Here is a 16,326-nt window from a genome sequence, read left to right on the forward strand (position 1 = left end):
CACAAACTAATTTACGTCATCTAGACTTGTTGCGTGGGGATGTTATAAGACCGAATTTTTCCCTTATATGTCTGAACAACATAAAGGGATTGCTAAGATCGGTTAAGGCGCGTTCTCCGAATCGGTTGAGCTGCAGGTTGACTCTGGCGCAAGCAGCTGAACCAGTTGGGCAGCGGTTGATCGTTGGCTCGATGAGGTCGCGGGCTCGGTTGAAGCTAGGGAGATGGTGGAAATTTGCAGGGAATCTAGACGTGTTCCAGTGAAAAGGGAAAGTGCACTTGATAAAATACGAACTTTTGCTTGAAAAGGGGTGAGAATGTTCGGGTTTCGGGTTGACACTGACCCCATACGACTGCTACACTAAAAGAGATGAAATTGGATAAGAACTCGTATAAAACCGGGGATATGGCCCGGATGTCTCTACCCAAAGACCGTAAATTTTTGGACTACGAGGACTTGACGGCCAAGGCGTGTACGACTGACGAGGCATCGCAACCAAGGTGCGAGTAAGGTCAGAGGGGCATGCTTTTCGTTTCGTGTGTAAAAATACGGATAAGGCCGCTTAGGTACTCAGAGTTCGACGGGCGGGATAGCAACCTGACCCGTTATTTTCTTTTTTCGCCGGAGATCATGGGTCGGGATAGCAGGAATAAGCTTGAAGGATTCGCTTCACTTTCCGCGGGTTTGCACGAAGGCCCCCGATAGGAATGAATATAGGGTTCGAAGCTGCGATTCACAATTGTGGGTTGACACTACAGGAAAGCGGGTTGACTGAAAAACGATGGCACAACAGGCAATGGTCGGCGTCATTATGGGTAGCAAGTCGGATTGGGAAACCATGAAACATGCATGCGATATATTGGACGAACTCGGTGTGCCTTATGAGAAAAAGGTTGTCTCTGCGCACCGCACGCCTGACCTGATGTTTGACTATGCGGAATCGGCGGTCGAACGCGGGCTGAAGGTAATTGTTGCCGGGGCGGGCGGAGCCGCACATCTGCCCGGCATGGTGGCGGCCAAGACAGCACTGCCTGTCATTGGCGTTCCCGTACAATCGAAAGCCTTGAACGGCTTGGACTCGCTGCTGTCGATCGTGCAGATGCCCGGCGGCATTCCGGTGGCGACGGTGGCGATCGGCAAGGCGGGCGCGACGAATGCCGGCTTGCTGGCGGCACAGATCATCGGCGCTTTCGATGAGCAGGTGCGGCTGAAGGCGGAGGCGCGCCGCGAGCGCATCAAGCAAGAAGTGCTGGAAAGCAGTGAGACGCTATGAGCCGCAGCAACCGTATCCTGCCCGGCAGCACGATAGGCATTCTAGGCGGCGGACAGTTGGGGCGCATGCTCGCCCTGCAGGGACGGGCGATGGGCTATCGCTTCGTCACGCTGGACCCGACGCCGGACGCGCCTTGCGGCCAGGTAGCTGATCAGCAGCTCATTGCGCCATATGACAGCGAGGCTGATGCGCGCAAGCTGGCGGCACAGTCGGACGTGATTACTTACGAGTTTGAGAATGTAGATGCCGGGGTCGCGGCGCTGCTGGAGCGGGAAAGCTATGTGCCGCAGGGAAGCAGGCTGCTGTTCACGACGCAGCATCGGCTGCGCGAGAAGCGGGCTATTGAGGCGTCAGGCGTGAAGGTGGCGCCGTACCGCGAAATTCCGACGGCAGAGGCGCTGCGGGAAGCGTCCGCAACCTTCGGCTTCCCTTGTGTGTTGAAGACGGCTACCGGCGGATATGATGGCAAGGGCCAATGGGTGCTGCGCTCAGCAGATGAGGTCGATGAGGCCTTCGCGACTCTTTCACAGGCAGGGACAGAGCTAGTGCTGGAGCAGTTCATTCACTTCGAGCGGGAAATATCCGTAATTGCGGCGCGCAATCCGGATGGCGAGATCCGCACCTTTCCTGTCTCGGAGAATGTGCATGTCAACAACATTTTGCACTTGTCCATCGTACCGGCGCGCATCTCGCAACACCTGGCGCGAGAAGCAGAGCAGATGGCGTCGCAAATTGCGGAGCATCTGGAGGTTGTCGGCTTGATCGCGGTAGAAATGTTCGTTGCGCAGGATGGCCAGCTATTCGTGAATGAGCTGGCGCCGCGTCCGCACAACTCGGGACACTATACGATGGAGGCATGCCATACTTCGCAATTCGAGCAGCACTTGCGGGCGATCTGCAACTTGCCGCTTGCATCGACAGAGCTAATGACGCCGGTCGTGATGGTCAATGTGCTGGGTCAGCACATGGAGCCGCTGATGGCGATGTTGGCCGCGGAGGAAGCCGCAGCAGAGCGGCGGCCGCGGGTTGTGCCGAAGCTGCATGTATATGGAAAGCAGGAGAGCAAACATAATCGAAAAATGGGTCATATCAATCTGCTTGCAGAGACAGTCGAGGATGCGCTCGACTGGGTGGAAGCGGCAGGCATATGGCAGACGGAGGGAAAACGATGATCGAACGCTACAGCCGACCGGAAATGACGGCGATCTGGACAGAGGAGAACAAATTCAAGGCATGGCTGGAGGTCGAGCTGTGCTCATGCGAGGCATGGGCGGAGCTGGGCGTTATTCCGAAGGAAGACGTGGAGGCGCTGCGCGCAAAAGCATCCTTCGATATCAACCGGATTTATGAAATTGAACAGGAAACCCGCCACGACGTCATCGCCTTCACCCGCGCCGTTTCCGAGACGCTGGGACCAGAGCGCAAATGGGTGCATTACGGCCTGACTTCGACAGATGTAGTAGATACGGCATTAGGCTATTTGCTGAAACAGGCGAATGCGATTCTGCGCCGCGATATTGTGAACTTCATCGAAATCTTGAGCGAGCAGGCGAAGAAATACAAGCACACCGTCATGATGGGCCGCACGCACGGCGTGCATGCCGAGCCGACAACGTTCGGACTGAAGCTGGCGCTGTGGCATGAAGAAATGAAACGCAACCTGGAGCGATTCGATCATGCGGCGGACGGCGTGCAGTATGGCAAAATTTCCGGAGCAGTCGGCACGTACGCGAACATTGATCCGCGCATCGAGCAGTTCGTGTGCGAGAAGCTCGGCACGAAGTCTGCGCCGATCTCGACACAGACGCTGCAGCGCGACCGTCATGCGGAATACATGGCGACATTGGCGCTGATCGCGACCTCCCTGGACAAGTTCGCAACCGAAATCCGCGCCCTGCAGAAGAGTGAATTCCGCGAGGTGGAAGAGCCGTTCGCGAAGGGCCAGAAGGGCTCCTCGGCGATGCCGCACAAGCGCAACCCGATCGGCTGCGAGAACATCTCCGGCCTGTCCCGCGTCATTCGCGGCCATATGGTATCGGCCTATGAGAATGTGCCGCTGTGGCACGAGCGCGATATCTCGCACTCTTCGGTGGAGCGCGTCATCCTGCCGGATGCGACGATATTGCTGAACTACATGCTGAACCGCTTCAGCAGAATTGTGCAAAACCTGACCGTCTTCCCGGACAATATGAAGCGCAACATGGAACGCACCTACGGCGTGCCGTTCTCTGGCCGGGTCATGACGAAGCTGATCGACAAGGGCTTCAGCCGCGAGCAGGCGTATGACACCGTGCAGCCGCGCGCGATGCAGGCGTGGGAGGAGCAGCGCTCCTTCAAGGACATTGTGCTGTCCTCGCCGGCTATTACAGAGGTGCTCAGCAAGGAAGAAATTGAGGACTGCTTCAACCCGGCTTGGCATCTGAAGCATGTCGACACGATTTTTGAACGGCTTGGCTTAACCGAATAACCGACATTCGAACGCGCAGCGGTTGCCCAATGGGTTGCCGCTAGACGCGTCTAATTGGGAGGCCTGTGAGATGAAACCATCGGATTATGCGCTCGATACAGCGGAAGGGCTTGTACGCGCGCCTCTGTTGTACAAAGGCAAGGTACGGGAATTGTACGATCTCGGCGAGCACTACTTGATCGTGGTGACGGACCGGATCTCCGCCTTCGATTATGTGCTCAAGCCTGCCGTTCCGGACAAGGGTCGTGTGCTGAACTTGTTGAGCAAGTACTGGTTTGAGCAGACGGAGGAGCTGCTGCCGAACCATGTCGTGCATACCGACATTGATCGGATTGCCGACAAGATTGCAGGGCCCGGCAAGCTGCAAGACCGTATCATGGTAACGAAGAAGGCCGAGCGCATTGACATCGAATGCGTCGTGCGCGGCTATATTACCGGCGGCGGATGGAGACAATACCAAAAAACGGGTGAAGTGAATGGCATCAAGCTGCCGGAAGGCCTGCGCAAGAATGAGAGGCTGGAGCAGCCGATCTTCACGCCGGCCGGCAAAAATGACGTCGGCCACGACGAGGACATCCCGTTCGAGGAGATGGCCCGCCGTGTGGGTGAGGACCTGGCGCTGGCGCTGAAGGAGAAGAGTCTGGCGCTGTATCAATTCGCCGCGAAGAAATGCGAGGAACAAGGAATTTTGCTTGCAGACTGCAAGTTTGAATTCGGCTTGGCAGATGGCGAAATTATTCTGATTGACGAGCTGTTCACGCCGGATTCCTCGCGATTTTGGGCGAAGGACAATTACGCGCTCGACATTGAAATCGACAGCATGGACAAGGAGCCAGTACGCGCCTACTTGGCAGGCTCCGGCTGGGACAAGAACAGCGAGCCCGACCCGTTGCCGCAAGAGGTTGTGGAAGCGACGTCGGCCAGATACCGCGACATCTACCGCCGGTTGACGGAAGCTTAAAGTGTATTCTTTTTTTCTTCATATATAGTAGTGCACAAAAAAAGATCAATCATCGACCGGACAGGTCGAACCTATAAGGAGGCCATTGCCAAATGTTCAAAGCGACCGTTTATGTAACGATTAAGGAAAATGTGCTTGACCCGCAAGGCACTGCGGTTCAGGGAGCGCTGCACACGATGGGATTCGATGATGTGGAGCGGGTGCGCATCGGCAAATATATGGAGATCGATCTGAATACGGCGGACCGGGCTGAAGCGGAGAGCCGCCTGAAGGCAATGTGCGAGAAGCTGCTGGCCAATACGGTCGTGGAGGATTACCGTTTTGAGCTGACGGAGCATGTGAAGGAGGGCGTCTAATGCGTTTTGGCGTATTGGTATTTCCGGGCTCCAATTGCGATATTGACTGCTACAAGGCCGTCGAGGCGCTAGGCGAACCGGTAGACTATGTGTGGCACACGGCGGATGATTTGTCCGCATATGACTGCATTATTGTGCCCGGCGGATTTTCCTATGGCGATTACTTGCGCTGCGGCGCGATTGCCCGTTTCACGAACGTCATGGGTGCGCTGGTGAAGGCTGCAGAAGAGGGCAAGTATGTGCTCGGCATTTGCAACGGCTTCCAGATCCTGACCGAAGCCGGATTGCTGCCTGGCGCACTGTTGCGCAACAACTCCTTGAAGTTCCGCTGTCATCCGGCGGACCTGCGCGTGGAAAATGCGTCCACGCCGTTCACCAGAGAGTATGAGGCAGGCGAAGTGATAGATATTCCAATCGCGCATGGCGAAGGCAATTATTATTGCGATGAAGCAACGTTGGCGGAATTGAAGGCGAACAACCAGATCGTGTTCCGGTATGCGGGCTCCAACCCGAACGGCTCGATTGACGATATTGCGGGCATCTGCAACAAGGCGGGCAATGTGCTCGGCATGATGCCGCATCCGGAGCGGGCGGTTTCGGAGCTGCTCGGATCGGTAGACGGAAAACGCATGTTTACGTCCATTCTTAGTGCTTGGAGGGAACAAAATGGCGCAGCAGCTCGTTAAGGAACCGACAGCGGAACAAATCGAAGAACAGCAATTATATAAACAAATGGGTGTGACCGACGAGGAATATGCGATGATTTGCGGTTTTCTCGGACGCAAGCCGAACTACACAGAAATCGGCGTGTTCAGCGTCATGTGGTCGGAGCACTGCTCGTATAAAAACACGAAGCCGATCCTCAAGCGCTTTCCGGTCGATGGGCCGCAGGTGCTGATGGGACCGGGCGAAGGCGCGGGCATCGTCGATATCGGCGACAACCAGGCGGTCGTGTTCAAGATTGAAAGCCATAACCATCCGTCTGCGGTGGAGCCGTATCAAGGCGCTGCAACCGGGGTGGGCGGCATTATCCGCGACATCTTCTCGATGGGCGCGCGCCCGGTGGCGCTGCTCAATTCTTTGCGCTTCGGACGCCTGGAGAATGATCGGGTCAAGTACCTGTTCGAGCACGTTGTGTCCGGCATCGCCGGTTACGGCAACTGCATCGGCATTCCGACTGTTGGCGGCGAGGTCATGTTCGACGAGAGCTACGAGGGCAACCCGCTCGTCAATGCGATGTGCGTCGGCATCATTGATCATGACAAGATTCAGCGCGGCGTGGCCAGCGGCATTGGCAACCCGGTATTTTATGTCGGGCCGGAGACGGGCCGCGACGGCATCCACGGGGCGACGTTCGCTTCGGAGGAGCTGACGGAAGAGTCGGAAGCGAAGCGCTCGGCTGTGCAGGTCGGCGATCCGTTCATGGAGAAGCTCGTCATGGAAGCGTGCATCGAGCTGATCAATTCCGGCATCGTCATCGGCATTCAAGACATGGGCGCAGCGGGGCTGACGTGCTCCAGCGCCGAGATGGCAAGCAAGGCCGGCAACGGCATGGTGCTCCATCTTGATCGGGTGCCGCAGCGCGAATCGGGCATGACGGCCTACGAAATGATGCTGTCCGAATCCCAGGAGCGGATGCTGTTCGTTGTCGAGCCGGATAAAGAGGAGCAGGCGAAGGCGATTTTTGCGCGCTGGGGGCTGCACTGTGTCAATGTCGGCAATGTGACGGATGACGGCCGTCTGCGGCTGATCCACCACGGCGAAGAGGTCGGTAATATGCCGGTTAAAGCGCTCGTAGACGAGTGTCCGGTCTATCACAAGCCTTCCAAGGTGCCGGCGTATTATGAAGCGAATGCGAAGGTGGATACAACCCGATATCCGGAAGTGACGGATTTGAACGATGCGCTGCTGCGCGTATTGGCTTCCCCGACGGTAGCCAGCAAGGAATGGGTGTACAACCAATACGACTATATGGTTCGGACGAATACGTTCGTGCCGCCGGGTTCGGATGCGGCAGTGGTCGGCGTGGAAGGCACGCGCAAGGCGCTGGCGATGACGACGGATTGCAACGGACGCTACGTGTACCTCGATCCGGAAGTGGGCGGCAAGATTGCCGTGGCCGAAGCTGCGCGCAACGTCGTGTGCTCCGGCGGCAAGCCGCTAGCGATTACAGACAATCTGAATTTCGGCAGCCCGGAGAAGCCGGACATCTTCTGGCAGCTGGAGCGTGCGGCAGACGGCATCTCCGAGGCATGCGTGAAGCTGAACGCGCCGGTTATCGGCGGCAACGTCAGCCTGTACAACGAGAATGCCAAAGGCGCGATTTACCCGACGCCGGTTATCGGCATGGTCGGCCTGATTGCCGATCTCGACCACATTACGACACAGGGCTTCAAGGCTGAGGGAGACGCAGTGCTGCTGCTCGGCGAGACGAAGGCAGAGCTTGGCGGCAGCGAGTTCCAGTATGTGCTGCACGGCGTGACGGAAGGCCGTCCGCCGGCAATCGATCTGGACGTGGAGAAGCGTCTGCAAGATGCGCTGCTGGAAGCCATTCAGGCCGGGCTGATCGCTTCGGCGCATGACTTGGCGGAAGGCGGCCTGGCGGCAGCGCTGGCGGAAAGCTGCATAGCCGGCGAGCTGGGAGCCGAGATTGCCGTGGATACGACGCTGCGTCCGGACGTAGCATTGTTCAGCGAGAGCCAGTCGCGCGTGCTGATCTCCGTCAAGGCGGAGCAGGCAGAGCAGGTTCTGGACTTCTTCCAGAAGCAAGGCGTGCCTTGCAGCCGAATTGGCACCGCAGGCGGAACATCCTTGAAGGTAAATGTGAATGGCAGCGAGAAAATTGCAGCAACGGTCGAACAACTCGAACGAACTTGGAAGGATGCGATTCCATGCCTCATGAAGTAACAGACTCTTCCGGACAGGCAGGGCAGCGGGCGGGCGATGGGCAGCTCTTCGCGCCGCAGCGGACGAACGCTTCCGCAGGCGCGGCTAGACCATACGCCCAAGCTGAGGCTTCCCCGCTCTGGACCGGACGATTCTACAACGATGGCGTGACCCATGATCATGACGGCTTTTTCGATAAATTGAAGGAAGAATGCGGCGTATTCGGGGTGTACGGTCATCCGGACGCCGCCCAATTGAATTATTACGGCCTGCATGCGCTCCAGCACCGCGGTCAGGAAAGCGGGGGCATCTGCACAGCGGATGCCGATCACTTCGTCTATCACCGCGGGATGGGCCTCGTCAAGGAAGTGTTCGACAACGAGCTGATGACTACGCTGAAGGGCTCGATTGGCATCGGGCATGTGCGCTATTCGACGGCTGGCGAGAGCAAGCTGGCGAACGCGCAGCCGCTCGTCTTCAAGTACAAGGAAGGCGATCTGGCCATCGCCACGAACGGCAATCTCGTCAACGCGCCGGAAATTCGCCGCCGTCTGGAGCGGGAAGGCTCGATCTTCCAGACTTCCAGCGATACGGAAGTGGTGGCGCATCTGATCGCGCGCTCCAGGCATGACGATCTGCTGGAGGCGGTCAAGGAAGCGCTGGGCCAAGTGACGGGCGCTTATGCGTTCCTGTTCATGACGCGTGATCGGCTCATTGCGGCGCTCGATCCGCACGGCCTGCGCCCGTTCGTGATGGGCAAGCTGGGCGATGCCTGGCTGTTCGCCTCCGAGTCGTGCGCCTTCGACGCGGTTGGCGGCGAATATGTGCGCGATGTGAAGCCGGGCGAAATTATCGTCATCGATGCGGAGGGCCTGCGCGAGATGAAGTTCGCCGAGGGGCAGCGCCGTGCCGTATGCTCGATGGAGTACATTTATTTCGCCCGTCCGGACAGCGATATTGACGCGATCAACATCCATTCGGCGCGCAAGCGGATGGGCCGCGAGCTGGCGATGGAGTCGTTCGTGGATGCGGATGTGGTAACCGGCGTCCCGGACTCGAGCATCTCTGCGGCGATTGGCTTCGCCGAGCAGACCGGCATTCCCTACGAGCTGGGCTTGATCAAGAACCGCTATACCGGCCGCACGTTCATCCAGCCGAGCCAGGAGCTGCGCGAGCAGGGCGTGAAGATGAAGCTCAGCGCGGTGCGCAAGGTGGTGGAAGGCAAGCGGGTCGTCATGATCGACGATTCAATCGTGCGCGGCACGACGAGCCTGCGGATCGTGAACCTGCTGCGGGAAGCGGGCGCCACGGAGGTCCATGTGCGCATCAGCTCGCCGCCGTTCATGAATCCGTGCTATTACGGAATCGATACGCCGAGCAAGGATGAGCTCATTGCCGGCAACAAGACGGTGGAGGAAATCCGCAAGCAGATCAATGCCGATTCGCTGCACTTCCTGTCCAAGGACGGACTGCTGCGGGCGATCGGGACGAACAACAACGACATCAACAGCGGCATGTGCCTCGCCTGCTTCGACAACGACTATCCGACGAAGCTGGCGCAGGAGCACGGCGTGTCCGAGGAGCGCATCACGGTCAGGTAAACGGACGGCATTGGTTTGGCAAAGGGTGTGCAGATCATGCGTCTTGTTGCGAATAACGCTCATTTTTGATCTTGTTTCGCAGTAATTGTGCGGCATCTGGGAATTAGTGATCATCCGTGGTCATTAATTCCCGGATTTCGGGTGAAAGTTGGCTCTGGTCGCTGAAATAAGTATCAGAAATGATCACTAATTGGGCGAGCGGGCCGGTTGCAGGTGAAATAAGATCAGAGATGATCACTAAATGGGAGTCGGCCTGGAATGTCGATTGTGCGGCTGCGGGCGAGGTATAGGAAAAAGCTAAAAGGAGAGTGAGTCCGAGTGTCAGACGCTTATAAGCAAGCCGGGGTGGATATTGCCGCAGGCAACGAAGCTGTGGACCGGATGAAGAAGCATGTGGAAAAGACGTTTCGGCCCGAGGTGCTGACCGGATTGGGCGGGTTCGGCGCCTTGTTCGGGCTGCCCCCGAAGAAATATGAGGAGCCTGTGCTTGTATCCGGGACCGACGGTGTTGGCACGAAGCTGAAGCTGGCGTTCCAAATGGATAAGCACGATACAATCGGCATCGATGCGGTCGCCATGTGCGTGAACGACGTCGTCGTGCAAGGAGCGGAGCCGCTGTTCTTCCTGGACTATTTGGCGACGGGCCATCTCGTGCCGGAGAAGATTGAGAGCATTGTCAAAGGCATTGCCGACGGGTGCGTGCAGGCGGGCTGTGCGCTAATTGGCGGCGAAACGGCCGAGATGCCGGGCATGTATGCAGACGGGGAATATGACATAGCCGGATTTACGGTCGGCATCGTGGAACGCAGCGAAATGATTGACGGCTCCCGCATTCAGCCGGGCGACTGTGTGATTGGCCTCGCGTCCAGCGGCATTCACAGCAATGGCTATTCGCTCGTGCGCAAGCTGCTGCTTGAGACGAAGGGCTACCGGCTTGACGAGACACTGCCGGGCTTCGACCAGCCGTTAGGCGAAGTGCTGCTGACGCCGACTCGCATCTATGTCAAGACGGTGCTGGCGCTGAAGGAAAAGGTGCGCTTGCACGGATTGGTGCACATTACAGGCGGCGGGTTCATCGAGAATATTCCGCGCATCCTGCCTGCTGATGTGAATGTGGAGATCCAGGAAGGCACGTGGCCGATCCAGCCAATCTTCCAGCAAATCCAGCAGGACGGAAGCATCTCGCACGACGACATGTTCACGACATTCAACATGGGCATTGGCATGGTCGTGATCGTGCCGCAGGAGCAAGCGGAAGAGACGATCCGCATTGCCGAAGAGATGGGCGAGAAGGCGTACAAGATTGGCCGCGTGACGCTTGGCAACAAGCGCGTGCAGTTTGCGGGGGCGGCTGAGTGATGCCGGGCCCGCAGACGGAGCAAGGGCGGCAAGCTCCAGGCAAGCTGCGGATTGCCGTATTCGCTTCCGGCAGCGGCTCCAACTTTCAGGCGATCGCCGATCAAGCGGCGTCAGGGCAATTGGACGTGCAGGTGGAGCTGCTCGTCTGCGACCGTCCCGGCGCTTATGTGATCGAACGGGCGGAGAAGGCCGGCGTCCCGGCATTTGTGTTCAGCCCGAAGGATTACGGGTCGCGGGAAGACTACGAGCGCGTGCTGCTCGACAAGCTGCGCGAACGGCAGATCGACCTGGTCGTGCTGGCCGGCTATATGCGCTTGCTGACGCCGGTGCTGGTGGAGCCGTATTACGGCCGGATGATCAACATTCATCCGTCGTTGCTGCCGGCATTTCCCGGCACGCACGGCGCGCGCGATGCGCTCGAATACGGGGTGAAGGTGACCGGGGTTACGGTGCACTTCGTCGATCTCGGCATGGATACGGGACCGATTATCGCGCAGGAGCCCGTGCCGATTCAGGAAGGCGATACGGAGGACACGCTGATCGAACGCATTCACCAAGTTGAGCGGGAGCTGTACCCGCGCGTCATTGGCTGGATGCAGCAAGGCCGTGTGCAGCTGAAGGATCGGAAAGTGGCAGTGCTGGCGGAGTAGCAGGAACGGTTGTGTGTGGCAGGTTCGGTGAATGGGATCGCTTCGGAGGTTTGGCTTCTTTTTTCGAGAAAGAGGAACGGTCTGGATCAAAGGGCAAAAAAGGAAGATTATTCAGAACGGAGGCAATCAAGTGGCAATCAAGCGTGCGTTAATCAGTGTTTCGGACAAGACAGGCATTGTGGAATTCGCCGCCAAGCTGGCGGAAAAGGGTGTGCAGCTCATCTCGACGGGCGGGACGAAGACGCTGCTGGAGCAAAATCAGGTGCCGGTCACGGGCATTTCGGAGGTTACGGGGTTCCCGGAGGTGCTGGACGGACGGGTCAAAACGCTGCATCCAGCCGTGCACAGCGGGCTGCTGGCGATTCGCGATAGCGAGGAGCATGTGCGTCAGATGAAGGAGCTCGGACTAGACTATATCGATCTGGTCGTGGTGAATTTGTATCCGTTCCAGCAGACGATTGCGAAGCCGGATGTCAGCTATGAGGATGCGATTGAGAATATCGACATCGGCGGGCCGACGATGCTGCGTTCCGCTGCGAAGAACCATGCTTTTGTCACCGTTGTCGTGGATGCGGCAGATTACGGCACGGTGCTGGAGGAAATCGAGCAGAACGGCGATACGACACTGGATACGCGCAAGCGCTTGGCTGCCAAGGTGTTCCGTCATACAGGCGCTTACGATGCCCTGATTTCGGAGTACCTGTCCAAGCAGACCGGAGAGGCTTATCCAGAGCGGTTGACGGTAACCTATGAAAAGGTGCAGGATTTGCGCTATGGGGAAAATCCGCATCAGAGCGCTGCTTTTTACCGCAGGCCGTTGGCAGAGGCAGGCACGATTACGACTGCTGCCCAGCTGCACGGCAAGGAGCTTTCTTACAACAATATTAACGACGCGAATGCGGCGATTTCGATTCTGAAGGAATTTCAGGAGCCGGCGGTTGTGGCGGTCAAGCATATGAATCCGTGCGGCGTAGGCATCGGTACGACGATTGACGAGGCGTACGTGAAGGCTTACGAGGCTGATCCGACTTCGATCTTCGGCGGCATTGTAGCGGCCAATCGCGAGATTGGGAAGGAGACGGCGGAGCGGCTTCACGGCATTTTTCTGGAAATTGTCATCGCGCCGACGTTCTCGCCGGAGGCTCTGGAAATCCTTATGCAGAAGAAGAACATTCGCCTGCTCGCACTTGGCGAAGGAGCGCTGAAGAAAGCGGCGGACCCGATTGTCGTGACGGTAGAAGGCGGCGCTCTGGTGCAGGATGTGGATGACCGCAGCTTGACCGAGGCGGATTTGAAGGTGGTCACGAAGCGGCAGCCGACGCCGGAGGAGATGCGGCAGCTGCTGTTCGGCTGGAAGGTGGTCAAGCACGTGAAGTCGAATGCGATTGTGCTGGCGAACGATGATATGACGGTCGGCGTCGGTGCCGGACAGATGAACCGGGTCGGCGCGGCCAGGATTGCGATTGAGCAAGCCGGGATCAAGGCGCAGGGCGCGGCTCTGGCGAGCGATGCGTTCTTCCCGATGGGCGATACGGTGGAGCTGGCGGCGCAGGCGGGCGTCAAGGCGATCATTCAGCCGGGCGGCTCGATCAAGGACGAGGAGTCGATTCAGGCGGCGGACAAGTACGGCATCGCGATGGTGTTCACCGGCGTTCGCCATTTCAAGCACTAATCGAAGGTTTTGAAGGTTTCTATTACTTTTGCGGGTATTCGTTGCGGCGCTCCGGCCCCTGCCGAAGGGACTAGTCAGGGCGCCGCTTTTTCGCTATGATGAAGGAAATAGACGAGGGTGACAGGGGGCAATTAGCAGTGCGTATTTTAGTAGTAGGCCGCGGCGGCAGGGAGCATGCGATTGTGTGGGCTCTTGCCAAAAGCGCCAAGATCACCAAGATTTACTGCGCGCCGGGCAATGCCGGCATTGCGGAATTTGCGGAGAATGTGCCGATTCAGGAGGACCAGTTCGAAGAGCTGGCGCAGTTCGCGCTGGATCACGTGGTGGACCTGGTCGTCGTAGGTCCGGAAGACCCGTTGTTCGCAGGCATCGTGGATGTGCTGGAGTCGCATCGCATTCCGGTGTTCGGACCGCGGAAGAATGCGGCGATTATCGAGGGCAGCAAGGTGTTTACGAAGGATCTGATGAAAAAATACAGCATTCCGACAGCAGCGTACGAATCATTCACGGACTATGAGTCTGCACATGCCTACTTGCGCGAGCAAAGCTTGCCGATTGTTATTAAAGCCGACGGCTTGGCGGCAGGCAAGGGGGTAACGGTCGCTTCAACGTGGGAGGAGGCCGAAACGGCGCTGCGCGACATCATGGTGCAGAAGAGCTTCGGCGATGCGGGCAATTCGGTCGTGATCGAGGAATGCTTGACCGGGCAGGAAATGTCGATCCTGGCCTTCGTGGACGGGGAGGTCGTTCGACCGATGGTGCCGGCACAGGATCATAAGCCGGTCTATGACAATGACCGTGGGCCGAATACGGGAGGCATGGGCACGTATTCTCCGGTGCCGCACATCCCGCAATCGATTGTGGACGAAGCGATTGCGACGATCCTCAAGCCAACGGCGAAGGCGATGGTTGCCGAAGGGCGTCCGTTCAGAGGGGTGCTCTATGCGGGCTTGATGATCACGCCGGACGGGCCGAAGACGATTGAGTTCAACTGCCGCTTCGGCGATCCGGAAACGCAGGTTGTGCTGCCTCGTCTGGAGACGGAGCTGGTGGATATTTTCCTGGCGACGGTGAACGGACGCTTGCAGGACATGGAGATTTCCTGGACGGATGAAGCAGCAGTCTGCGTGGTTCTAGCTTCGGGCGGCTATCCGGGACCTTACGAGAAAGGCATGCCGATCAGCGGACTGAACGACGTGCGGGAATCGATCGTGTTCCACGCCGGGACAGCCGAGAAGGACGGGCAGATTGTCACCAATGGCGGCCGGCTGCTGGGCGTCACCGCGCTGGGCGCAGACTTGGCGGAGGCCCGCGCCAAGGCATATGAGGATGTGGAGCGGATCGTCTATGAGGGCCGCCACTATCGGACGGATATCGGGAAGAAGGCATTCGATCTCTCGCAGCAAGGCTAGCTGGGAGACGGGGCTTGCGGAATGAACGACATCATGCGAGATGCCGGGCTACAGGCATTTGACTGGCGTGGCGACTGTGCGCGATGCGCTTCGTTGGCGCTTGATCTCGCCGCTTGGCAGCGGGGGGATGACTCGAGTCCTTTTGCCAAATTCTCGGTATGATTGCCGAAAAAATATGATACAATGGTAATAGTTGCTTGGACTGCCGGACGTGCATCCAAGTGGAATAGCTTATGGAGGAAGAGAGGGATTGATTGAACATGGAAACCAGACAAACCGTCATGGCCGCCGAACAGGATTACAATGCGTCTTTTCACAAGCTGATGCGCATGTTTACCTTGTCCATCTTGGTGGCTTTCGTCGGCACGTTCGTCGGCACGCATGTGCCGCCGGCCCTATTTCTGCCGCTGATCGTCATTAATATCGGCATGCTGATTGCTTCGATCTTTATCCGCCGGAAAGGCAAAGCGATCGGGTACGGATTCGTGTATGCCTTCGTATTTATCAGCGGCATTACGATTTATCCGGCGATCGCGCATTATGCGGGTATTGGCGGAGCCGGCATTGTTCATGCGGCGTTTATCCTGACCGTGTTGATCTTCGGAGGGCTGACGCTGTACGCTTACAACAGCAAGCGTGACTTCAGCTTCCTGGGCGGATTTTTGATGGTCGGCATCTGTGCGCTGATCGGCTTTTCGCTGATCGGATTTTTCGTCCCGGCGATGCATACAGGCGCGCTCGGGTTGACGATTGGATTTTTCGGGGTGCTCGTGTTCTCCGGGTTTATCCTATACGACATCTCCCAATACAAGCACGGGCTGCCGGACGAGATGATCCCGCTCGCCGTACTGAGCCTGTACCTGTCCTTTATTAACTTGTTCCTGTACTTGCTGCAAATTCTGGGCATATTGTCGGACGACTAGAACGCATCGGCGGCAGCCTTGTCAGCCAGAACGAGTCCTGGTATTTTGTCAGTCGATTAAGCACATGGCGACAACCGTCTGCCGTCTGATACCGGCTTAGCTTTCCATCTATGCGTCCCACAAGAGGAAAAAGCCTTCGTTATCGTTATGCGCATGCCGCACCTTGGCAGCCAGACGAGACGAAGGTTTTTTGCATTTGCTGCTATGTTGAATAGGGGATGTGGGAAGCAGGCAAAGGGCGCGCGAGGTTTTGTTTTTGTGCAGATGTCGGTGGAGGTAGATGGATGGGGATGGAAATGAAGTTGGGGAAAGAGAGGGATGTAGATGGGGTAGGGGTGTAGATGGAAGTTGAGATGGAGATTAGTTGGGATGATGGGAATGGAAAAGTAGAGGATGGGGATGGAATGAAGTTGGGGAAAGAGAGGGATGTAGATGGAGTTGGGATGACGGAAATGGAAAAGTAGATGGATGAGGATGGCTAGTCGTGAGTTGATCGGGGGGATGCTGATCCGGGCAATTCGTTTCGGGTAAGCAAACGGGTCATTGTCATCCCAAATTTAAGGAAATTATTGGTCTTATTTCGGTCTTCTTCTCAACAGGGGAGAAAATAGCGGGAATTATTGGTCGTATCCGGAGTCTATGTGCATTCAAGCAGGTGCTAAGTGTGAAATAAGACCACGGGGTTCCGCTATTTGATCAGCGGGGGCGCGTATGAACGAAATAAATCCGTAAATTCCCTTTATTTTGGGGTCTGTCAAAGATTTTG

Annotated in this window: 14 protein-coding genes and 1 riboswitch; all 14 genes read left to right on the plus strand. The window is 57.4% G+C overall.

The window, feature by feature from the left end; all coding sequences use genetic code 11:
* Window positions 1-367 precede the first annotated feature (367 nt).
* Window positions 368-469: riboswitch (purine riboswitch) on the plus strand.
* Window positions 470-781: 312 nt separating this feature from the next.
* Entirely contained in the window at window positions 782-1,273 is a 492-nt protein-coding gene (gene purE / locus XYCOK13_RS16005; RefSeq protein WP_373314427.1) for a 5-(carboxyamino)imidazole ribonucleotide mutase, read from the plus strand.
* Complete coding sequence (purK, locus tag XYCOK13_RS16010; RefSeq protein ID WP_213413248.1) at window positions 1,270-2,445, plus strand: 5-(carboxyamino)imidazole ribonucleotide synthase; 1,176 nt, start codon at window positions 1,270-1,272, stop codon at window positions 2,443-2,445. Before purE ends, purK begins: the two co-directional genes overlap by 4 nt.
* Complete coding sequence (gene purB / locus XYCOK13_RS16015; RefSeq protein WP_213413249.1) at window positions 2,442-3,740, plus strand: adenylosuccinate lyase; 1,299 nt, start codon at window positions 2,442-2,444, stop codon at window positions 3,738-3,740. Before purK ends, purB begins: the two co-directional genes overlap by 4 nt.
* Before the next feature lie 70 nt (window positions 3,741-3,810).
* Window positions 3,811-4,701: a phosphoribosylaminoimidazolesuccinocarboxamide synthase gene (locus XYCOK13_RS16020; RefSeq protein WP_213413250.1), complete on the plus strand. Its 891-nt coding sequence runs from the start codon at window positions 3,811-3,813 to the stop codon at window positions 4,699-4,701.
* 92 nt (window positions 4,702-4,793) lie between these two features.
* Complete coding sequence (purS, locus tag XYCOK13_RS16025) at window positions 4,794-5,057, plus strand: phosphoribosylformylglycinamidine synthase subunit PurS (protein ID WP_213413251.1); 264 nt, start codon at window positions 4,794-4,796, stop codon at window positions 5,055-5,057.
* A complete protein-coding gene (gene purQ / locus XYCOK13_RS16030) occupies window positions 5,057-5,743 on the plus strand; it encodes a phosphoribosylformylglycinamidine synthase subunit PurQ (protein WP_213413252.1) in 687 nt (228 codons plus the stop codon). Before purS ends, purQ begins: the two co-directional genes overlap by 1 nt.
* Window positions 5,724-7,964 (plus strand): phosphoribosylformylglycinamidine synthase subunit PurL, encoded by a 2,241-nt coding sequence (purL, locus tag XYCOK13_RS16035; protein ID WP_213413253.1) that lies wholly within the window; start codon window positions 5,724-5,726, stop codon window positions 7,962-7,964. Before purQ ends, purL begins: the two co-directional genes overlap by 20 nt.
* Window positions 7,949-9,544: an amidophosphoribosyltransferase gene (gene purF / locus XYCOK13_RS16040; RefSeq protein ID WP_213413254.1), complete on the plus strand. Its 1,596-nt coding sequence runs from the start codon at window positions 7,949-7,951 to the stop codon at window positions 9,542-9,544. Before purL ends, purF begins: the two co-directional genes overlap by 16 nt.
* Before the next feature lie 318 nt (window positions 9,545-9,862).
* Complete coding sequence (purM, locus tag XYCOK13_RS16045) at window positions 9,863-10,903, plus strand: phosphoribosylformylglycinamidine cyclo-ligase (RefSeq protein ID WP_213413255.1); 1,041 nt, start codon at window positions 9,863-9,865, stop codon at window positions 10,901-10,903.
* The gene (gene purN, locus XYCOK13_RS16050) at window positions 10,903-11,553 is read left to right on the plus strand and encodes a phosphoribosylglycinamide formyltransferase (protein ID WP_213413259.1); all 651 of its coding nucleotides are present in this window, start codon (window positions 10,903-10,905) and stop codon (window positions 11,551-11,553) included. Before purM ends, purN begins: the two co-directional genes overlap by 1 nt.
* A 130-nt stretch (window positions 11,554-11,683) precedes the next feature.
* A complete protein-coding gene (gene purH, locus XYCOK13_RS16055) occupies window positions 11,684-13,225 on the plus strand; it encodes a bifunctional phosphoribosylaminoimidazolecarboxamide formyltransferase/IMP cyclohydrolase (RefSeq protein ID WP_213413256.1) in 1,542 nt (513 codons plus the stop codon).
* A gap of 137 nt (window positions 13,226-13,362) precedes the next feature.
* Complete coding sequence (gene purD / locus XYCOK13_RS16060) at window positions 13,363-14,637, plus strand: phosphoribosylamine--glycine ligase (protein WP_213413257.1); 1,275 nt, start codon at window positions 13,363-13,365, stop codon at window positions 14,635-14,637.
* 260 nt (window positions 14,638-14,897) lie between these two features.
* Complete coding sequence (locus XYCOK13_RS16065) at window positions 14,898-15,560, plus strand: Bax inhibitor-1/YccA family protein (RefSeq protein ID WP_244865207.1); 663 nt, start codon at window positions 14,898-14,900, stop codon at window positions 15,558-15,560.
* A gap of 341 nt (window positions 15,561-15,901) precedes the next feature.
* Window positions 15,902-16,024, plus strand: a complete 123-nt coding sequence (locus tag XYCOK13_RS22170; RefSeq protein ID WP_280520912.1) for a hypothetical protein — start codon at window positions 15,902-15,904, stop codon at window positions 16,022-16,024.
* The last annotated feature ends 302 nt before the right edge of the window (window positions 16,025-16,326 follow it).

Source organism: Xylanibacillus composti (assembly GCF_018403685.1).
Lineage (GTDB): Bacteria > Bacillota > Bacilli > Paenibacillales > K13 > Xylanibacillus > Xylanibacillus composti.